Genomic DNA, 21050 nt, shown 5'->3' on the forward strand with positions numbered 1-21050 from the left:
CTCACATCAGGCAGTTGGCTTCCCGGTCTTCAGCGACGATCTCGCGCTTGGCGTTGTACAGGCGGGCGCCGGGGGTAAACGCTATGGAGCGGCCTTCGAGTACATAACGCTGACCGGCTTCGAAATGATCGTAACGGATGGTCAGGTAGCACAGCCGCTCAGAGGGCCCGCTCATCGTACTCAAGCCACCGCCGCCGGGCACTTCAAAGTCGAAACGCACGATCAGTTCGTGGCTGCCGGGCGTCACTTCGAAATAACGCCCATCGCGCAATCGTTGTTTGTCCAGGCGTTCAGCCATCAACAACTTGTCGTTAGGGAAGGGCGTCGAAAAATCAACCCAGGCCATTTTTGGATCAGGTGTCGGCATCGGGCTTTGACAGCCCGCGACGACTCCGACGGCGAGTAACAGCATCAACCTGCGCATGATGGATGTCCCGGGGGATAGGCATCCAGCATAACGCCGATCAGGTTCGTTGGCAGCCCGCAGGAGTGCCATGGCCGATCACTTTTCGCTGTTGATCGTAGAGCTTGGCCCACGGCCGAAAACCGATGTTCCCCGCTTGCAGTTGATAACGTTCGCCGGCGTTGAAATCCTTGAATTTCACGTTCAACTGACAATCGCGCCACAACGGCTCGGCGTCGGGGCCGATGTTGGTGGGCTGCACCGGAAACTGGTAACGGACTGTCAATTCATGGCTACCGGGCTGAACCTCGAAGTAGCGTTTATCGTCGGTGGCCTTGGCATCGACCTCCAATGCCTGCAACGCCGTATCTTCTTGCTTCGAGTCCAGGTCGATCCAGGCTTGCGCAGGATCATGGCGGGGTATTCCGAATCCGGCACAGCCGGCCAGCAACAGCAGACTTCCTGTCAGTATCATCGTGCGCATAGCGGAGCTCCAGTGAGGCGGGATAGTCTTGCGGGAAGACTCTCCAAGGAAGAATTATTGTGATCAGGCCGCTTCCTAGCCTTGGGTTACTTGATCGCGTTTTTCGCGTTTTGTTTCCGGGCGTGTTGTTTTTGTTACTCAACGGTTGCACCAGCATCAGCTATTACAGCCAACTGGCCAGTGGCCAACTGCAGTTGTTGCGGGCCAGGGAGCCGGTTTCCAGCGTGATTGCCGACCCGGCGCGCGACCAAAAACTGCGTATACACCTGGAGCAATCACAAAAGGCCCGAACGTTCGCCAGCCGGCAATTGCACCTGCCGGATAACCAAAGTTACCGCTTGTACGCGGACATTGGCCGTCCCTTCGTCGTCTGGAATGTCTTCGTCACGCCGGAATTTTCCCTCAAGCCTGTAAACCACTGCTTTCCCATCGCCGGCTGTGTGGCCTACCGCGGGTACTACAGTCAGAGCGCAGCGCGCGGCGAAGCAGCCTTGCAACGTTTGCAGGGCATGGACGTGTCGATTGGCGGCGTCGAGGCCTATTCGACTCTCGGCTGGTTCAATGACCCGATCATCAGTTCGATGATGGGCTGGGGGGATGAGCGACTGGCCACGCTGATCTTTCACGAGCTGGCCCATCAGCGCGTCTATGTGAAGGACGACACCGAGTTCAACGAATCCTTTGCCACCTTCGTCGAGCAGGAAGGTACTCGCCAATGGCGTGCCTATCGCCACCTGCCACCGGACAACAATGCGCAGGCGCGTCAGCGCGACCAGTTCACGGAGTTGGTGCTGGAAACCCGCGCCCGGCTGGAAAAGCTCTACGCCTTGCCCTTGCCAACCGCACAGATGCGCCAGCGCAAGGCGGCCGAGTTCGAGCGCTTGCGCAGCGAATACCGGCAACTGCGCGACAGTCAGTGGGCTGGAGACAAACGCTACGACACCTGGATCCATGCCCCCATGAACAATGCCCGGCTATTACCGTTTGGCTTGTACGACCAGTGGGTACTGGCATTTGACGCACTGTTCCATCAGGCGGATGGCGATTGGCCCAGGTTCTATGCCGCCGTGGAAAAGCTCGGTGGCTTGCCGACGGATGAGCGCAAGGCCGCGCTTAAGAAGTTGGCTGACGGCGCCGATCAGCCAAAGAACCAGTAGCAAACGCCGATTGCACCCAGCACCCCGGCAAGTTCCGCCAGCAATGCGCAGCCAACGGCATGGCGCGCACGCTGGATGCCCACGGCACCGAAGTACACCGCCAGCACATAGAACGTGGTCTCGGTACTGCCCTGGATTGTCGCCGCCACCAGCGCCGGGAAGCTGTCGACGCCCGAGGTCTTCATGGTTTCAATCAGCATTGCCCGGGCGGCACTGCCGGAGAAGGGTTTGACCATCGCCGTCGGCAGCGCATCGACAAAGCGCGTGTCCCAACCGGCCCACGCCACCAGATGACGAATCCCGTCCAGGCCGAAGTCCAGCGCCCCGGAGGCCCGCAGGACACCCACCGCGCAGAGCATCGCCACCAGATAAGGCAGCAGGTTCTTGGCGACGTCAAAACCCTCCTTGGCACCTTCAACGAAGGCCTCGTAGACCTTCACTTGGCGCAGCGCCCCGATCAGTAAAAACAGCATGATCAGGCCAAACAGCGTCAGGTTGCCGAGGATCGATGACAAGCCGGCCAGCGCGGTCGCCGAAAGGGTCGCCAGCAACGCCATGAAACCACCGAGGGCGAGGGCGCCGGGGATCAGGTAGGCCAGCACCACCGGGTCCCAGACGCGCAGGCGCTGCATGAATGCCACCGACAGGAAACCGACAATGGTCGAGCAACTGGTCGCCAGCAGGATCGGCAGGAACACCAGCGTCGGGTCAGGCGCGCCTTGCTGAGCGCGATACATGAAGATGGTCACCGGCAGCAGGGTCAGCGAAGAGGCGTTGAGCACCAGGAACAGGATTTGTGCGTTGCTGGCGACGGTAGCGCTGGGGTTGAGTTCTTGCAGCGCTTTCATGGCCTTGAGGCCGATAGGCGTGGCGGCGTTGTCCAGACCGAGGCCGTTGGCGGCGAAGTTCAAGGTGATCAGGCCGATGGCCGGATGACCAGGCGGGACTTCAGGCATCAGGCGCAAAAACAACGGCCCCAAGGCCCTGGCCAACCATTCGACGATGCCGGCCTTCTCGGCAATGCGCAGAAAACCCAGCCAGAGGGTGAGGGTGCCGAACAGCAGCACCATGACCTCGACCGACAGCTTGGCCATGGCAAAAATGCTCTCCACCATCGCCGCGAATATCCCGGCGTTGCCACCAATCAGCCACTGCGCCAGCGCCGAAACGGCTGCCACGATGAAGAAGCCAAGCCACAGGCCATTAAGCATCAGTCAAATCCCCCAAAAGATCCGCGAATGATAGCGGGGTGACCAGAAACGACAAACCCCGGATTTCTCCGGGGTTTGTCTGGTGCGGCTTTCGTAGATCACTGTGGGAGCAGCCGGTTGACGCTCGATTGCTCGCGATAGCGGTGTATCAGTCGACATCAATATCGGCTTTAGTCGGTCATCGCGAGCAAGCTCGCTCCCACAGGTTTTGTATCAGTTGCTGGAGGTTTCACCCGCTGGCAGCTTTTCCTTGCTACGCCAGTGCGGCAGGGAGTTCCAGTAACGCTGGCCCTTGGCGTCGTCGTACATACCTTCCCAACGAGCGATTACCAGAACAGCCAGGGCGTTGCCGATCACGTTCAGTGCGGTACGGGCCATGTCCATGACGCGGTCGACACCGGCGATGAACGCCAGGCCTTCCAGTGGAATACCGACGCTGCCGAGGGTGGCCAGCAGGACCACGAAAGACACGCCCGGTACGCCGGCGATGCCTTTGGAGGTGACCATCAACGTCAGGACCAGCAGCAGTTGCTGACTGATCGACAGATCGATGCCGTACAACTGGGCAATGAAGATCGCCGCAATGCTTTGGTACAGGGTCGAACCGTCGAGGTTGAACGAGTAACCGGTCGGTACCACGAAGCTGCAAATGGCTTTCGGCGCGCCGTAGGCTTCCATCTTCTCGATCACGCGCGGCAGCACGGTTTCGGAGCTCGCGGTGGAGTAGGCCAGTACCAGCTCATCCTTGAAGATGCGCATCAGCTTGATCACCGAGAAGCCGAACAGGCGAGCGATCAGGCCCAGGATCACGAACGCGAAGAAGGCGATGGCGACGTAAACCAGGATCACCAGTTTGGCCAGCGGTATCAACGACGCGAAGCCGAAGTTGGCCACGGTCACCGCGATCAGTGCGAACACGCCGATCGGGGCGTAGTTCATGATCATGTGAGTGACCTTGAACATGCTTTCCGACACGCCCTGGAACATCTTCACCAGCGGTTCGCGCAGGTCCGCCTGCAGGCTCGACAGCCCGAGACCGAACAATACGGAGAAGAAGATGATCGGCAGCATTTCGCCGCGAACCATGGCCGCGAAGATGTTCGACGGGATCAGGTTGAGGATGGTTTCGATGAACGCGTGTTCATGCTGGACCTCGGCGGCAGTCGCCTGGTACTTGGAAATGTCCACAGTGCCCAGGGTGCTCATGTCGATGCCGGCACCCGGATGGAACAGGTTGGCCAGCAGCAGACCGACCACGATGGCGATGGTCGTGACGATTTCAAAGTAGATGATGGTCTTGAAGCCGATGCGCCCCAGCTTCTTGGCGTCACCGACGCCGGCAATGCCGACGATCAAAGAGGAGATGACGATCGGGATCACGATCATCTTGATCAGACGGATAAAGATATCGCCTGCCGGTTGCAGGACGTTGCTGATCCACCAGGCTTTTTCGGCACTGAAATGGTTGAGCAGTGCACCGATTGCTATCCCCAATACCAGACCGATGAGGATCTGCCAGGCGAGGCTAAGCTTTGCCTTCTTCATATCTTTACCCTTACTTGCGTTTGACTCAGGGAGATGCGCGAACTGGAACGCTCGTGGCGAAAAAGTCTAGTGCATCTACCCCCCGTATAAGGTGCCCCGGAACGCGTGTTTGCGGCTCTCTGGCAGGCGAAAAAAGGCGCAACTATTCCGATGCAAGGAAGCGCCGTCTAATGCCGTAAACGCCTACCCTATGCCGAATCGGCATGAGGTTTTTCCACTGAATGCGACGTCGCAATCGGTTCGAATGCGACATTTCAGCAGGCATAAGTGCCGTGAACCGGTCATCACAGAGCAGATTGAATGTTTTTTGAGCAGTGGCCGAGCGTTGATTTTCCAGCAGAATCCCGCAGGACAAAGCGAAAAATCGCGGCCAAAAAAAAGGGCTTTTTCTCGATATACGGTCGCCTGTGAAACACCGGGAAAAGTAATTTCCGACGTAACAGGGACAAGGACGCGATAACAGTGATGAAATCGAGACGAGTGCTCTATTTCAATGTGTTGCGTGATCCAGCCCTACGCAAGCTCGTCGAGCCATGGTGGTCCGGCGAACTTGCGCAGCAGCTTTTCCTGACCCGGCCCTTACGCAGGTACTCCCTGTACCCGTAGGTCACTCCACCCATGAAACAGGCAGAACGTCCCGACCCCTTGGTCATGCGCCAGCCTTCCTCAGGTGACGCAGATAGAAAGAGGCGCTGTGACCTCCTTCGTGTACAAATTCTGTTCTATCGACAAACCCTGCATGAGGGCCTCAGGCATGCCGGAGAGAAACCTCAGCCCGCATGCCATGGCACTACCGCCCTGATAGCAGGGCGGCTGCCAGCGTCTTGAACACACCATTCATGTCAGCCTCGACCGCGACGGCTGAAGAAGAAGGAAGCAATGAACATCACCAGGAACACGACAAACAGAATCTTGGCGATACCCGTGGCGGTGCCCGCGATACCACCGAAGCCCAGTACTGCGGCGATGATGGCAATGATCAGGAATGTGATTGCCCAGCTCAACATGGTGATTCTCCTTACGCTTCTATTTAGAGGTGTTGCGTTTCCCGGCACATCGCTGCGGCGGAAATTGTTTACCTAGAACACCCAACGCTCCTGATGACGTACCTCGCCTGCAGGCCCAGCCTGGTCGACGTCCATCATGCGCATCGGGGTGCTATCGGCCTGAAGGCTGCCAACAGCACTGAAATGGGTTTGGGTCGGATGCTGAATCGACAGTTGTGGCGCCTGCGGCTGCTGACTCTGCTCCCAGCGCACAAACTGTTGGCCGCCGATAAGGGTGAGCAACAGCGCCAGTACAGCAAACAGTCCTTGCTGAATATGCACAGGCGAGAGGTGCAGGTGGGCGGCACGTTGACGGTTCATCCTGGAGCTCCTACCACTCGGGTCGGTATTCGATAGCGGGCGCTTGTTTTTGAATGCCCTGGTTAACCAGACAATTGCAGCCCGCATGCCAGCATTGAACCGAATTAATTGTCTTTAATATCAATATCTTACGACCATCAAAGAAATCACATCGTACGCATCCTGCACGATGCCACTTGTGCAGTCGTGCGTATTGCACGATTCATTTGAAGGAAGGCGTAAATTTTTTGAATTGAGAGGAGGACGCAGATGTCAGAAATACACGCTGGCCGCTGTCGGAATCCGGGCATCTATTAAAAGACCCCCTACATCAGCTGACTGACCGATACATCGGATGAAAGCTACCCAGCCATGACAGGAATGGCTCAGAATCAATCATGCAACTTGCCCGATTTCTCCGGGACTAAATCAAGATCATTCATTAAGGAGCGTAGGAAAATGGAATCCGCCACTGAGCACCAAGGCCGCATTCTGCTGGTGGATGATGAGTCTGCCATCCTGCGTACTTTTCGTTACTGCCTCGAAGACGAAGGCTACAGCGTGGCCACCGCCACCAGCGCCGCGCAGGCCGAAGCCCTGTTGCAGCGCCAGGTCTTCGACCTGTGTTTCCTCGATTTGCGTCTGGGTGAAGACAACGGTCTCGATGTGTTGGCCCAGATGCGTATCCAGGCGCCCTGGATGCGGGTGGTGATCGTCACTGCGCACTCAGCCGTCGACACGGCGGTGGATGCCATTCAGGCCGGTGCCGCCGACTATCTGGTCAAGCCGTGCAGCCCCGATCAATTGCGCTTGGCAACCGCCAAGCAACTGGAAGTGCGGCAGCTGTCGGCGCGGCTGGAAGCCCTGGAAGGTGAAGTGCGCAAGCCCAAGGATGGTCTGGACTCCCACAGCCCGGCCATGAAAGTGGTACTCGAAACCGCGCGCCAGGTGGCCACGACCGATGCCAATATCCTGATTCTCGGTGAGTCCGGCACCGGCAAGGGCGAGCTGTCCCAAGCCATTCACGGCTGGAGCAAACGCGCGAAGAAATCCTGCGTCACGATCAACTGCCCGTCGCTGACCGCCGAGCTTATGGAAAGCGAGCTCTTCGGCCACAGTCGTGGCGCCTTCACCGGCGCGAGCGAAAGCACCCTGGGCCGAGTCAACCAGGCGGACGGCGGGACGCTGTTTCTCGACGAAATCGGCGACTTTCCGCTGACATTGCAGCCGAAATTGCTGCGTTTCATACAGGACAAAGAATATGAGCGCGTCGGTGACCCGGTGACCCGCCGTGCCGATGTGCGCATCCTTGCAGCCACCAACCTCAACCTCGAGGACATGGTCCGCGATGGTCGTTTCCGTGAAGACCTGCTCTATCGCCTGAATGTCATTACCCTGCACCTGCCACCGCTACGCGAACGCCGTGAGGATATTCTCAACCTGGCCGATCGTTTCCTGGCGCGCTTCGTCAAGGAGTATGCCCGCCCCGCGCGCGCGTTGAGCGACGAGGCCCGGGAAGCCCTGCTGGGCTATCGCTGGCCGGGCAACATCCGTGAGCTGCGCAACGTGATCGAGCGCGCGAGCATCATCTGTCCGCAGGAGCGGGTCGAGATCAGTCATCTGGGCATGGCCGAAACCCCGGTCAACAACGCACCGCGCATCGGCGCAGCGCTGAGCCTGGATGAGCTGGAAAAGGCCCACATCGGCGCGGTCCTCGCCACCGCCGACACGCTGGACCAAGCGGCAAAAACCCTGGGCATCGATGCTTCGACGCTGTACCGCAAACGCAAGCAGTACAACTTGTGAGCAATAGGCGATGAAACTGGCGATGAAATTGCGGACCCGGCTTTTCCTGAGCATCTCCGCACTGATCACCGTCGCCTTGCTCGGGCTCCTGCTCGGGCTGGTCAGCGTGATGCAGATGGCCGGCAGCCAGGAAGCACTGACCCGCAGTAACTTCATCACCCTGGACCTGGGACTCAAGATGCGCCAGACCCTGGGTGACCAACTGATCATTATGCTCAGCGAGAAGCCTGACTCCGCCGCTTTCGCCGCCTCGAAGCAGCGTTATTACCAGTTGCTGGAGGAAGGCATCGCCCAGGAACCCGAGCAGAACGCAAGCGAGTACGGCTTCAGGAAAGCCAAGGCTGACTACGAGCGCTTTATCGAAGCTTATGAGGCGTCCCCGGACCCTTCGACTGTGCTCAGCAGTCATGACAACCTGACAGAAAAATTCAACGCACTGCGCAATGGTCTGATCGCCGAGCACAAGCGCGCGCTGGATAACATCAACGATACCGAGCGCCAGGCTCGGGAGCGGGCACTGCTGATCGCCGGGCTGCTCGCCCTGGTGGGGTTGGCGGTGCTGATCATCGGCTTCGTGACCGCGCAGGCCATTGCCCGGCGTTTCGGGGCGCCCATCGAAGCCTTGGCCAAGGCAGCGGACAATATCGGCCAGGGCAATTTCGATGTCACCCTGCCGATCTCCTCGGCAGTGGAGCTCAACCAGCTGACCCGACGTTTCGGGATCATGGCCCAGGCGTTGCGTGAACATCAGGCCACCAATGTCGACGAGTTGCTGGCCGGCCAGCAGCGTTTGCAGGCCGTGCTCGATAGCATCGACGACGGGCTGCTGATGATCGACCGTCAGGGCCATCTGGAACACCTTAACCCTGTGGCCCAGCGTCAGTTGGGCTGGGAGTCCGATCGCCTGGGGCAGGGATTGGGCACGGCACTGGAGCGCCCTGAACTCGATGAGCAGCTGCAACTGGTGCTGCGCGGCGGCACTCTGGAGCGGGCGCCGGAGGACTTGAGTGTCGAAGTCGATGGCGAGTCGCGACTGCTGACCTATAGCCTGACCCCGGTCAGCCACACCCAGGGCCATATTCTCGGGGCCGTGATGGTGCTGCATGACGTTACGGAGCAGCGTGCCTTCGAACGGGTACGCAGCGAGTTTGTATTGCGCGCCTCCCATGAATTGCGCACACCGGTCACCGGCATGCACATGGCCTTCGGATTATTCCGCGAGCGCGCGCACTTTGCCCCGGACTCCCGGGAAGCCGACCTGCTCGATACCGTGAATGAAGAGATGCAGCGGTTGATGCAGCTGATCAATGACCTGCTGAATTTCTCCCGTTACCAGAACGGTTTGCAGAAACTCACCCTGGCGCCGTGTTCCATCGAGGCGCTGCTGGAACAGGCTGAGTCACGCTTTGCCGCATCGGCCGCCGAGAAGGACATCAGTCTGCTGGTGGAAGTGCAGGGGCCTTTGCCGCGTTTGCAGGCCGATCAGCCACAACTGGAGCGGGTACTCGATAATTTGCTCGACAACGCCTTGCGCCACACCGGTTCCGGCGGGCGGATACGCCTGCACGCCCGGCGCCACGGCGACCGGGTCATCATCAGTGTCGAGGACAACGGCGAAGGCATTGCCTACGGTCAGCAGGGGCGGATCTTCGAGCCGTTCGTGCAGGTCGGACGCAAGAAAGGCGGAGCCGGTCTCGGCCTGGCATTGTGCAAGGAAATCGTGCAATTGCATGGCGGGCGGATGGGCGTCTATTCACGGCCGGGGCAGGGCACTCAGTTCTACATGGCGCTGACGGTATAGATCGCGGTCACGCTTCGTCATCCAGGCGCCGGCCGCCCGCCCGACGTCGCCCTCGGGTTATCAATTCAATGAACTGAACCGCGCTCAGCGCATGGGCGAACAGCCAGCCCTGGCCGAACTTCACGCCTTCACTGCTCAAGAACTCGGCCTGGGCCTCATGTTCGATGCCCTCGGCAATCACCTTCAGATGCAGCGACTGGGCCATGTGAATGATGTGCGGGGCCACACCGCTGCTGGCGGCGTCATGGCCCAACGCATCTATGAACGCCTTGTCGATTTTCAGGCAGTCCACCGGCAGGGTTTGCAAATAGGCGAGGCTGCAGTAGCCGGTGCCAAAATCATCGATCAACACCTGGTGCCCGACATCCCGCAGCGATTGCAGGTTTTCCCGGGCCACCACCACATCGACCAGCCCGCGCTCCGTGACCTCGAAGGCAATTTGCCGCGCAGCAACGCGGTGCAGGGTCAGCAGCCTCGCCATCACCTGGCCGATTCGCGGAACCATCACATCGCACGCCGCGAGATTGACTGAGATGTACAGTTGCGGGTTGGCGCGCAGCAACTGGCCGAGTTGCTCGAGCAAGCGTTGCAAGACGAAATCCGTCATCTGGCGAATCTGCCCGGTGTCCTCCGCCATCGGAATGAACAGGTCGGGACTGGTCAGGGTACCGTCCGGCCTGCGCCAGCGCAGCAGCGCTTCAGCCCCGACACAGTTGCGGCTATCGAGGTCGAAGATCGGTTGATACAGCACCTGCAACTCGCCCCGGCGAATCGCCCCGGCCAGCTCGGCATCCAGCGACTGCCGCTGTTGCACCAGCAGGAACACCAGGAACCCGACGCATATGCCCAGCGCCAGGCTGGCCGGTAGCAGCCACCACCAGACCGACGGGATATGCATGCCCGTACGCAGGCTGATCAACACCAATTGATACTCCGGGTTGTCGGTGGGCATGCGGTATATCAGGCGTGACTGGGTGATCTGCAGCGCATCACGGTTTTTTGGCGGCCAGGCCTCGACCGGCGGCCAGATCTGGGAAGAGCCCAATACCGGAATCGCGCGCGTGCCATGGTCCAGGACGACCAGCAGGCTGCTGCCCGGCGACAGGTCGACCATATCGGTCAAATGCCCGCGGGAGGTCGCGACGCGGAAATTCCCGCGCCCCAGCATCAGGGCGGCGCGGTTTTCATCGGGTTCGGTGGTGGTGTTGAGCCAATAGCTGTAGGTCGGGCCCTTGATGTCTGGCGATCGAATCAGCGACAGCCCTTCCTGGCGGGGGCGATTGGAACAGATTCGCGAGGAGTCCATGTAGGCGGCTTCGTAGACGAAGCGATAATTGAACGTAACCTGTTGCAAGGTCGCGATCATTTCAGCATCACAACCGCGCAACGGTTGCGCTTCAAGGTCGTCCAGGCTTTCACGCAGTTGCCCGAAGAGCTGTTCCAGGCGGGCGAGAAAGCGCTCACCCTGAGCATTCATTTCTTCGCTTTCGTTTTGCTCGACCTGATGAATGGCGACGAACAGGCTGCCGGCCATCAATAACGTTGCGCTCAAGACAGCCGACATCAGCCCCAGGAACCAGGGGCGATGGAACCAACTACGGAAGGTCTCTCGAGCAGCAGTCATTGCGTAATATCCGATGGATTACCAATGAGTTATAGCTGCTGATTGGGAAAAAGCCCTGACCGCCGGGCGGGCGCCATTATTTTGTCTGATTCAACACCAAAAGCAGCGCGGCTGTTTGCGCATCCGGCGTGCCATCGAAGCGCGCCGGGCGGAAGTGCATCTGGAAGGCCGCGATCACATGTCGTGTCGCAACATCGAGCTCGCCGGTTTGTGGCACGGCATAACCCAGGTGGGCCAATTGCGCCTGAAACCAACTGATGCTCGGCAACTGATCGGCGAACAGCATTTGCTCGCGCGCGACCGCCTGTTCGTTCGGCCAGATACCCAGACCTTCGGCAGCCAGACGCTTCCAGGGGAACAGCGGCCCCGGGTCCAGTTTGCGCAACGGCGCAATATCGCTATGGCCGATGATGTCGCGAGGCTTGATGCCATGACGCTTGCTGATGTCCTTGAGCAATACGATCAAGGACTGAACCTGATCTTCGCTGTAGGGATACCACACGCGCCCGGTTGGAGTGTCCTTGAATCCCGGGTTGACGATTTCGATACCAATGGAACTGGAATTCAGCCAGGTCCGGCCATCCCACTCGCTCTCCCCGGCGTGCCAGGCGCGAACATTTTCATCCATCAGCTTGTAGATGGTGGCGCCCTTGTCGTCACCGATCAGGTAATGACTGCTGACTTCGCCGTGGGTCAGCAGTTGCAGCGAACGCTCCAGCGAGGCGTTGGTGTAATGCACCACCACGAACTGCACACGGCTGTCGTAATTGGCTGAAGGGTGACTGGTGTCAAAACGGGGACCGCTGGCGCAGCCGGCCAGCAGAGCAAGTGAGACGATCAGAGCAAGATATTTCATGGCGAAAGGCAGTACACACAAGACAATAATGCAACAGTGTAACGTAATGCCTTGCGGGCTGACGGCAATCGCCGCGAATTAAACAAAATGGAACAAATAATGCTCAGCCCGGCTCCACGCGGTTGCGTCCGGCATTTTTTGCACGGTACAACGCCTGATCGGCTCTTTTAAGCACTTGATCGCTGTGCTCACCCGGCCTGAACGCCGACATTCCGACAGACACGGTAATGGTCACCGGCTCTCCCTTGAAGTGGAACGGACAAGCCTCGATGGCGGCACGCAGGCTTTCCAGCAACTTCAGCCCTGCCGCCGGCACCGTAGATGGCATTAACAGCACAAACTCTTCGCCGCCGAACCGGGCAATGAAGTCCGTACCGCGAAGACGCTTGCGCAACACGCTGGCAATGATCTTCAGCACTTTGTCACCGGCCAGGTGCCCGTAGTTATCGTTGATACGCTTGAAATGATCGAGGTCGAGCATGGCCAGCAACAGCGTATTGCCATGTTGCTGCCATTGTTTGACTTCATGATCCAGGCGCTCGCTCCAGGCCGCGCGGTTGGGCAGGCCGGTCAACGGGTCGACCAACGCCTTCTGCCGTTGCTCTTCAAGATGCTCGCGGTAACCCTGGGCCTCCTGTTCCATATGGGCGACGCGCTCGGCCAGGCTGTGCAGGCGCGCAGCGACCTCTTGCTCGCGCTCATCACGTTGTTTCTGGTGCTGGTCCATGGTGCCCAGCAAGCCTTCGAGATGGTTTTCCAGAACGTGCTTGAGATCTTCCAGGTCCGCGGCTTCCTGCATGCTGCTTTGCAAGCCATCAACCTGTTCGCGGATCTGCGTGTCCATCTGCCGCGCAGCCGAACGGTTGTCGGCGTGCCCAGCGGTGGCGGCCTGCAAGTTGCTCTGGAACGATTCGAGGCGCTCGTTCAGTCGTTGCAGGTAGGCTTCGAACTCATGCTGGCCGCTGTCGGTAATAGCCAGCATCAATGTGGCGAAATCGTCGAGAATCGGTAGTAATTCGTACCAGTTCAGACCGTTTTTCAGACGATCGCGCATGGATTCGGCTTGCGGGCGATGGCGCTCGGGCAATGTCAGGTCTTCGAGCAGCCCCAGTAGCGTGTGTTCGATGTGGCTGGCCACCGAGCTGTAGGAGGGCTCGGGGGAATCCGGGAGTGCGTAGAAAGTGTCGTGCCCGGATAGAAGCTGATCTACGGCGACCACCTCCTCTGTCGGAGTCGCAAGCAAGGCCTGGCTATCCGGCGATGCTGGCACGGTCAGCTCGTCGGGGTTCACTTGCGACTCAAGAGGTGTTTCCGGCGTCGGCTTCTCGGCCGACCTGGTTTCTGCCGCGCCTGCCATGGCGGGTTGAGGCTGGGCAGCCGAAGGTGCCAAGTCCACGACTGCCGGAGCAGGGGAAGCCTCGACTGGCTCGGTCGGCGCGGACTCCTCTTCCACTCGCTCAGCCGTGGGTACTTCGCAGTTTGCCGTCTCAATCGCGTCCGGGGCCGACTCAATAACCGCCGCAGGGCTCCCGGCTACGGGGGTCGCCGGCGCAGGAGAAGCAGGCGTTGATGCCACCGTCTCTTCTGTCTCACGACCGCCGAACAATCGCTGCAGCAAGCCCGGCCGACCAGGCTCCGTCGGGGTTTCCAGTTGGCTCAGGGCCTTGCCTTGCAAGCCACTCAGCTCGCTGAGCAACAAGGGTATCTCACGCGCCTGACTGACCCGCGCATCCAGTTGCTTGGCGAAACTCTTGAGTGGCCGGCTCACATCCCGTGGCAGCGGCAATGTTTGCAGTTGAGTGACCAGTGCAGTCAGGGCGGCACTGGTCTGGTTGATCCGGGTTTCCCGACGCTGTTCGGAGTCGAGCACGGCTTTTTCCAGGCGTGGAATCAGCGCGGCCAGGCCGGCGTCCATGTCGTCGGTGCGCACGACCTCGCGCATTTCCTTCATGCATTGGTCAACCGCGCGGTCAGTACCTTCCGCCGCCAGGGTGCTGCGCACCAGCCCGCGACGCAGCAAGTCGAGCCGCGCGTCCCAGCGACGTTCGAGCTTTTCCTGTTGTTCGATGCTTTGGAGGTATTTCTCTTTCCAGCGCTGTGTTTCGTCGCTCATTCATGGGTTCCGCGTGGGGCAGGACTCAACGCGGGCAATGCATCGGCCGTGAGCGAACCCGGCAGACGAATCTCTACCGCGACCGGCAGGTGATCGGAAATGGGCTGTGCCAGCACCTCGACCTTTTCCAGGGTCAGGCTCGGGCTCAGCAGGATATGGTCCAGGCAGCGCTGGGGGCGCCAGCTGGGGAACGTTGCTTCCAGTTGCGGCGCGAGCAGGCCGAGATCGCGCAACGCGGAATTTTGCAGCAGGTCACTGGCATGGGTGTTCATGTCGCCCATCAGTACCTGGTGTTTGTAGTCGCCAATCAGATCGCGGATGTAGGCCAGTTGCAGGCTGCGCGCCCGGGCGCCCAGTGCCAGGTGCATCATGACGACCACCAGTGCTTCCGGGCCTTCGCCGAACCGTACCAGGATGGCTCCGCGCCCCTTTGGGCCCGGCAACGGATGATCTTCAATGGCCCACGGACGCAATCGGCTGAGCACGCCATTGCTGTGCTGGGCCAGGCGACCGAGATTGCGATTGAGTTGTTGATACCAGTAGGGGAAGGCGCCGAGATGGGCCAGATGCTCAACCTGATTGACGTAGCCTGAACGCAGGCTGCCACCGTCGGCCTCCTGCAAGGCGACCAGATCGAAGTCGCCCAGCAGATTGCCGATTTTCTGCAGATTGTCGGCACGCCCGGTGTGCGGCAGCAGATGCTGCCAGCCCCGGGTCAGGTAATGCCGGTAGCGCTCGGTGCTGATGCCGACCTGGATATTGAAACTGAGCAAGCGCAGACGACTGTCTGCGGGCAGGCCCGTGGACTCCAGATGATGCTCGTTGACCCGCGGATCATGCAGGCCAACGATGCGTTCAGTACCCCATCGGCGCATGGCAGTGACTGCCCTTAGTTGGCGGCAGCCTTGTTAGCCGCTCGCTCTTTGTCGATCAGTTTGTCGGCCAGTTGCAGGGCCTGTTCGGCACCGCCGGCGGAGCCCACGTCGAAGCGATATTTGCCATTCACAATCAGGGTTGGAACGCCAGAGATCTCATATTTCTTGGCCAGTTCACGGGCTTGAACGACCTGTCCCTTGATTGCAAAGGAGTCGAAAGTGGCCAGGAACTTTTCCTTGTCTACGCCCTGGGTAGCCAGGAAGTCGGCCATATCATTCTTATCGGTCAGCTTCATTTTTTTGTTCTGGATCGCGTCGAACACCGCAGCATGAACCTTATGCTCAACCCCCATGGATTCAAGAGTCAGGAACATTTGGCCATGAGCGTCCCAAGGACCGCCGAACATCGCTGGAATACGCTTGAAGTTCACATCCGATGGCAGTTTTTCGGCCCAGGGATTGATTGTCGGCTCAAAGTGATAGCAGTGCGGGCAGCCATACCAGAACAGCTCCACCACTTCGATCTTGCCAGGCACGGCGACCGGAACCGGATTGCTCAGTTCGACATAAGGTGCGGCGGGGGCTTCAGCAGCCTGGGCAGTCATGCCGAACAGGCTGGCAGCGGCAAAAACGGCGCTGATGATCAGATTACGCATGCTTTACTCCTGGACAAATTTTTCGCCTCGCGCGACGTGTTTTCAGACAGGTCCTGGCGGGCTTGAGTTCTGTAGTGTAACGGCAGCGGCCACAAAAAAGGGCGGCCAAGGCCACCCTTTTTATACTCGTTGCAACGGATTAATCGAGCGTTAACGTTGTAAGCGATATGTACCCGGTTCAACGCCCGATCCGCCGGCCTTAATGCAGGCCCTGGATGTAGCTGGACACCGCGGCGATGTCTTCGTCGCTCAGCTTCTTGGCAATACTCTGCATGGGTTTGGTATCGCCGTCGTTGGTACGGCCGCCGTCTTCCTTGCGGAAATCGGTCAGTTGCTTGGCGATGTATTGAGCGTGCTGGCCACCCAGGTGCGGGAAGCCCGCCGGGGCGTTACCTGCGCCATTTGGCGAGTGGCAGCCGGTGCAGGATGGCAGGCCCTTGGCCAGGTCACCACCGCGGAACAGGGCTTCACCGCGAGCGACGACTTTAGGATCGGCGGCACCGACGCTGCCTTTCTGGCTGGCGAAGTAGGCGGCGATGTCCGCCAGGTCCTGATCGCTCAGGTTGGTCAGCAGGCCGGTCATTTCCAGAACCGTGCGCTTGCCCGACTTGATGTCGTGCAATTGCTTGGTCAGGTAGCGTTCACCCTGACCGGCCAGTTTTGGAAAGTTTGGTGCCATGCTGTTGCCATCCGGGCCGTGGCAGGCGCCACAGACGGCGGCTTTGGCCTGACCGGCTTTTGCATCACCCGGTTGTACTGCCTCACCTGCAGCATGGGCCATGCCGGAGATGCCCACGGTCAACAGCAGACTCACGATCAATTTCTTCATCAGCTAATCCAACTACGGCTAAGGGTTAAGAGTTATGGACCGGGCTTACTCGCTCATCCAAAGGATGATGGCTTGGTAATCCTCGGCACTGCAGTCCATGCACAAACCACGCGGCGGCATCGCCTTGAAACCCTGGGTCACGTGTTGCACCAGCGTCTCCATACCTTTCGCCAACCTCGGCGTCCAAGCATCCTGATCGCCTTTTTTCGGCGCCATGGGTAATTGGCCGGAATGACAGGCACCACAAACACGGTTGTACACAGCTTCCGGATCCTGTGTAGCCTGAGCGCTGTAAAGCGGTATCAAGACACCGGCAGCTAGCAGCCATTTCGTCATAAAACGACCTTTTCAGGGTTGAGAGCGTGCTGCGTTCTAGTGCGCAATCAAGGTCTGTCGCTCTCGTGAACTTCATCCTACGCTGGGACAAAGCGCACACAAAATCTGCGGCATTATATACTGGCGTCACTGAAACGGAAGCGACACTGCTTGCCGCACCCATTCCTGGCGCCGCCCACATCGGAAATCCCATGCAACTCAAGAATCCCATCCTCGGTCTGTGCCAACAGTCCACCTTCATGCTCAGCGCCGCCAAAGTCGACCAATGTCCGGATGACGAGGGCTTCGAAGTCGCCTTCGCCGGGCGTTCCAACGCCGGCAAGTCGAGTGCATTGAACACCCTGACCCACGCCAGCCTGGCGCGCACCTCGAAAACCCCGGGGCGCACGCAACTGTTGAATTTCTTCAAGCTAGACGATGAACGCCGTCTGGTCGACCTGCCGGGCTACGGTTATGCAAAAGTACCGATCCCGCTCAAGCAACACTGGCAGCGTCACCTGGAAGCCTACCTGGGTGGTCGCGAGAGTTTGAAAGGCCTGATCCTGATGATGGACATCCGCCATCCGATGACCGATTTCGACCTGCTGATGCTCGATTGGGCCGTCGCTGCTGGCATGCCGATGCACATTCTGCTGACCAAAGCGGACAAGCTGACCTATGGCGCGGCCAAGAACACGCTGCTCAAGGTCCAGGCGGAAATCCGCAAGGGCTGGGGCGATCTGGTGACGATTCAGCTGTTCTCGGCCCCGAAACGCATGGGCCTGGAAGAAGCCTATACCGTACTGGCAGGCTGGATGGAGCTGGCGGACAAGGGTGTCGAGGTAGAAGCCCAATAGGGCTGCGAAAGCTGTCTGGGGCACCCCGGACAGCTTTCTGCAGGCAAAAAAAACCCCGGACTTCATATGGGGAGGGAGAAGTTCCGGGGTTCAAGCTCTAGACCGCTAGGGCGGGGTCCAGATATCTGCCAACACTTAACACAACATAGGAGCATCGAAGGGCTTCACCAGCCATTCAGTACCTCTGAGTGGTGCTTCGCAAGATTAGTTCAGATTTTTTTCAAATAGCTTTGAAATAACTTCGATAGCCTTGCGGACTAAGCTGTTTGCGCCCTTCTGCCGCGGCACCATGCCGCAGCAGAACACGACTCTTTTCTGTAGGAGCGAGCTTGCTCCTACAGGAAGGCTCAGTGAGCCTCATCCCAGTTATTTCCAACACCCACTTCGACCAGCAACGGCACATCCAGTTTCGCGGCTTCGCTCATGTGTACGCGAATTTCATCGCGAACCTGGTCGACCAGGTCCTCACGTACCTCCAGCACCAGTTCATCGTGCACCTGCAAAATGACTTTGGCGTCGAGGCCGGACGCGGTCAGCCAGTTATCCACAGCGACCATGGCTTTCTTGATGATGTCCGCAGCGGTGCCTTGCATCGGTGCGTTGATCGCCGTGCGTTCGGCGGCGGCGCGCTCTTGCGGTTTGTTGGAGTTGATGTCCGGCAGGTACAGGCGACGACCGAAGAACGTCTCGACATAACCTTGCTCGGCGGCCTGGGCCCGCGTGCGGTCCATGTACTGGCGTACGCCGGGGTATCGGGCGAAGTAGGTATCGATGTAGGCCTTGGCGGTCTTGGTGTCGACGCCAATATCCTTGCCGAGCTTCTGCGCCCCCATGCCGTAGATCAGGCCGAAGTTGATCGCCTTGGCGCTGCGGCGCTGGTCGGAGGTGACCTCGGCCAGTTCGACCTTGAACACTTCGGCGGCGGTCGCGGTGTGCACGTCCAGATTGTGGCGGAAGGCGTTCATCAGCCCTTCATCCCGTGACAGGTGCGCCATGATCCGCAATTCGATCTGCGAGTAGTCCGCCGCCAGCAGCTTGTAACCGGTCGGGGCCACGAAGGCCTGGCGGATACGACGCCCTTCGGCGGTCCGCACCGGGATGTTCTGCAGGTTCGGATCGCTGGAGGACAGGCGTCCGGTGGAGGCGACAGCCTGGTGGTACGACGTATGGATCCGCCCGGTGCGCGGGTTGATCTGTTCCGGCAAACGATCCGTGTAGGTGCTTTTCAGCTTGCTCATGGAGCGATATTCCATGAGCACTTTGGGCAATCGATAGTCGTCTTCCGCCAGTTTGGCCAACACCTCTTCGGCCGTGGACGGCTGGCCCTTGGCAGTCTTTTTCAGCACCGGCAGGCCGAGCTTCTCGTACAGGATCACGCCGAGCTGCTTGGGCGAACCGAGGTTGAATTCCTCGCCGGCGATCTCGAACGCTTCGCGCTCAAGTGCAACCATCTTGTCGCCCAGCTCGATGCTTTGCACACCCAGCAAGGCGGCGTCGACGAATGCGCCCTGGCGCTCGATACGCGCCAGCACCGGCACCAACGGGATTTCAATGTCAGTCAGCACACTGGCCAGGCTCGGAATCGCCGAGAGTTTTTCGAACAAGGCCTGGTGCAAACGCAGGGTGATGTCCGCATCTTCGGCGGCATAAGGCCCGGCCTGCTCAAGGGCGATCTGATCGAACGTCAGCTGTTTCACGCCTTTGCCGGCGATGTCCTGGAAACTCACCGTGGTGTGGTCCAGATACTTCTGCGCCAGGCTGTCCATGTCATGGCGCGTGGCCGTGGAGTTGAGCACGTAGGACTCGAGCATGGTATCGAAGGCGATGCCGCGAACGGTGATGCCGTTGTCCTGTACGCCACCGATGGCGCAGTTGGCCAGGATGTTCATGTCGAACTTGGCGTGCTGGCCAACCTTGAGCTTGTTCGGGTCTTCCAGAATCGGCTTGAGCGCGCGCAGGACCGTATCGCGGTCCAGTTGCTGCGGCACGCCGATGTAGGAGTGGGTCAACGGGATGTAGGCCGCTTCGTTAGCCTGAACCGCGAACGACAGCCCCACCAGTTGCGCCTGCTGCGCGTCGATGCCAGTGGTTTCGGTGTCGAAGGCGAACAGCTTGGCGTTGTTCAGCTTTTCCAGCCAGGCATCGAAACGCGCCTGATCGAGGATGGTTTCATAAGCGGCTTCAGCAGCGGCGGCCGGTGCTTCGGCCTCTGGTTCGCTGAACAGATCGGCGGCCGGTGCAGGCTCGGCGGCTGCGCTCAGTTCCAGGCGTTTGGCGTCACGATCAAGGTCGTTCAGCCAGCTCTTGAACTCCAGCAGGCTGTACAACTCGTAGAGTTTCGCCGGATCTTCCGCACCCATTTGCAAGTCGTCGAGGCCAATGTCCAGCGGCACATCGACCTTGATGGTCGCCAACTGATAGGACAGGAAGGCCATTTCCTTGTGCTCTTCGAGCTTGGCCGGCAGGGTCTTGGCACCGCGAATCGGCAGGGTCGGCACGATGTCGAGCTGTGCATAGAGCTCGGTAAGGCCGCCGTTCACACCGACCAGCAGGCCGGAAGCGGTCTTCGGGCCAATCCCCGGAACACCCGGAATGTTGTCGGAAGAATCGCCCATGAGCGCCAGATAATCGATGATCTGCTCCGGAGCGACGCCGAATTTCTCCTTCACGCCCTCCACGTCCATGCTGCTACCGGTCATGGTGTTGACCAAGGTAATGTGACCATCGACCAGTTGCGCCATATCCTTGTCGCCCGTGGAGATGATCACCGGACGATCCGCCGCCGCGCTGCTGCGGGCCAGGGTGCCGATCACGTCATCGGCCTCGACGCCTTCGACGCACAGCAGCGGGAAGCCCAGGGCAATCACGCTCTGGTGCAGCGGCTCGATCTGCACGCGCATGTCGTCAGGCATACTCGGACGGTTGGCCTTGTACTCGGCGTACATGTCATCGCGAAAAGTCCCACCCTTGGCGTCGAACACCACGGCGAACGGACTGTTCGGATATTGCTTGCGCAGGCTCTTGAGCATGTTCAACACGCCCTTGACCGCACCGGTCGGCAGGCCTTTGGACGTGGTCAGCGGTGGCAGCGCGTGAAAGGCGCGGTACAGGTAAGAAGAACCGTCCACCAGGACGAGGGGGGCTTGGCTCATGTGCAGGATCAACCTTTTCG

General features: G+C 59.6%; 18 protein-coding genes. 4 read left to right on the plus strand and 14 right to left on the minus strand.

Annotated features, from left to right (window positions below; genetic code table 11):
- Window position 1 precedes the first annotated feature (1 nt).
- Window positions 2-424: a lipoprotein gene (locus KW838_RS23485; RefSeq protein WP_015092924.1), complete on the minus strand. Its 423-nt coding sequence runs from the start codon at window positions 422-424 to the stop codon at window positions 2-4.
- A 40-nt stretch (window positions 425-464) separates the two neighbouring features.
- Window positions 465-887, minus strand: coding sequence for a hypothetical protein (locus KW838_RS23490; RefSeq protein WP_218503732.1), 423 nt, complete (start codon window positions 885-887; stop codon window positions 465-467).
- 59 nt (window positions 888-946) lie between these two features.
- Here KW838_RS23490 and KW838_RS23495 point away from each other — a divergent pair, with 59 nt between their 5' ends.
- Complete coding sequence (locus KW838_RS23495; protein ID WP_218503733.1) at window positions 947-2044, plus strand: aminopeptidase; 1098 nt, start codon at window positions 947-949, stop codon at window positions 2042-2044.
- On the opposite strand, the gene KW838_RS23500 is transcribed toward KW838_RS23495, so the two are convergent.
- The 4 genes from KW838_RS23500 to KW838_RS23515 all read right to left on the minus strand — a co-directional run bounded on the left by KW838_RS23500 (window position 2026) and on the right by KW838_RS23515 (window position 6167).
- Window positions 2026-3255, minus strand: coding sequence for a nucleoside recognition domain-containing protein (locus tag KW838_RS23500; RefSeq protein ID WP_102701545.1), 1230 nt, complete (start codon window positions 3253-3255; stop codon window positions 2026-2028). The genes KW838_RS23495 and KW838_RS23500 overlap by 19 nt on opposite strands.
- A 213-nt stretch (window positions 3256-3468) precedes the next feature.
- Window positions 3469-4800 carry a glutamate/aspartate:proton symporter GltP gene (gene gltP, locus KW838_RS23505; RefSeq protein WP_057712586.1) on the minus strand — a complete coding sequence of 444 codons (1332 nt, stop codon included), beginning with the start codon at window positions 4798-4800 and terminating at the stop codon, window positions 3469-3471.
- 842 nt (window positions 4801-5642) lie between these two features.
- Window positions 5643-5807 (minus strand): DUF1328 domain-containing protein, encoded by a 165-nt coding sequence (locus tag KW838_RS23510; RefSeq protein WP_150657806.1) that lies wholly within the window; start codon window positions 5805-5807, stop codon window positions 5643-5645.
- 72 nt (window positions 5808-5879) lie between these two features.
- Complete coding sequence (locus KW838_RS23515) at window positions 5880-6167, minus strand: hypothetical protein (RefSeq protein WP_218503734.1); 288 nt, start codon at window positions 6165-6167, stop codon at window positions 5880-5882.
- Between the two features lie 438 nt (window positions 6168-6605).
- Here KW838_RS23515 and algB point away from each other — a divergent pair, with 438 nt between their 5' ends.
- Window positions 6606-7952 (plus strand): sigma-54-dependent response regulator transcription factor AlgB, encoded by a 1347-nt coding sequence (algB, locus tag KW838_RS23520; protein ID WP_007969783.1) that lies wholly within the window; start codon window positions 6606-6608, stop codon window positions 7950-7952.
- Between the two features lie 10 nt (window positions 7953-7962).
- Entirely contained in the window at window positions 7963-9753 is a 1791-nt protein-coding gene (locus KW838_RS23525; RefSeq protein ID WP_218503735.1) for an ATP-binding protein, read from the plus strand.
- A gap of 7 nt (window positions 9754-9760) precedes the next feature.
- Here the strand turns inward: KW838_RS23525 and KW838_RS23530 are convergent, their stop codons facing one another.
- From KW838_RS23530 to KW838_RS23560, 7 genes are all read right to left on the minus strand, one after another.
- Entirely contained in the window at window positions 9761-11377 is a 1617-nt protein-coding gene (locus KW838_RS23530; protein ID WP_102701548.1) for an EAL domain-containing protein, read from the minus strand.
- 76 nt (window positions 11378-11453) lie between these two features.
- Window positions 11454-12233: an N-acetylmuramoyl-L-alanine amidase gene (locus KW838_RS23535; protein WP_218503736.1), complete on the minus strand. Its 780-nt coding sequence runs from the start codon at window positions 12231-12233 to the stop codon at window positions 11454-11456.
- A 103-nt stretch (window positions 12234-12336) separates the two neighbouring features.
- Entirely contained in the window at window positions 12337-14346 is a 2010-nt protein-coding gene (locus KW838_RS23540; RefSeq protein WP_218503737.1) for a diguanylate cyclase, read from the minus strand.
- Window positions 14343-15221, minus strand: coding sequence for an endonuclease/exonuclease/phosphatase family protein (locus KW838_RS23545; protein WP_218503738.1), 879 nt, complete (start codon window positions 15219-15221; stop codon window positions 14343-14345). The genes KW838_RS23540 and KW838_RS23545 overlap by 4 nt, the downstream gene beginning before the upstream one ends.
- Window positions 15222-15235: 14 nt before the next feature.
- Window positions 15236-15877 (minus strand): thiol:disulfide interchange protein DsbA, encoded by a 642-nt coding sequence (gene dsbA / locus KW838_RS23550; RefSeq protein WP_095967849.1) that lies wholly within the window; start codon window positions 15875-15877, stop codon window positions 15236-15238.
- A gap of 199 nt (window positions 15878-16076) precedes the next feature.
- Window positions 16077-16706, minus strand: coding sequence for a cytochrome c (locus KW838_RS23555; RefSeq protein WP_102701553.1), 630 nt, complete (start codon window positions 16704-16706; stop codon window positions 16077-16079).
- Between the two features lie 45 nt (window positions 16707-16751).
- The gene (locus KW838_RS23560; RefSeq protein WP_102701554.1) at window positions 16752-17042 is read right to left on the minus strand and encodes a cytochrome c5 family protein; all 291 of its coding nucleotides are present in this window, start codon (window positions 17040-17042) and stop codon (window positions 16752-16754) included.
- A gap of 191 nt (window positions 17043-17233) precedes the next feature.
- On the opposite strand from KW838_RS23560, the gene yihA reads away from it, so the two are divergent.
- Entirely contained in the window at window positions 17234-17878 is a 645-nt protein-coding gene (gene yihA, locus KW838_RS23565; protein ID WP_102674491.1) for a ribosome biogenesis GTP-binding protein YihA/YsxC, read from the plus strand.
- A gap of 347 nt (window positions 17879-18225) precedes the next feature.
- Here yihA and polA read toward each other — a convergent pair whose 3' ends face one another.
- Window positions 18226-21030 carry a DNA polymerase I gene (polA, locus tag KW838_RS23570; protein ID WP_218503739.1) on the minus strand — a complete coding sequence of 935 codons (2805 nt, stop codon included), beginning with the start codon at window positions 21028-21030 and terminating at the stop codon, window positions 18226-18228.
- Between the last annotated feature and the right edge of the window lie 20 nt (window positions 21031-21050).

The sequence above is a fragment of the Pseudomonas sp. PDM27 genome (genome assembly GCF_019219205.1).
Taxonomy (GTDB): Bacteria; Pseudomonadota; Gammaproteobacteria; order Pseudomonadales; family Pseudomonadaceae; genus Aquipseudomonas; species Aquipseudomonas laurylsulfatiphila.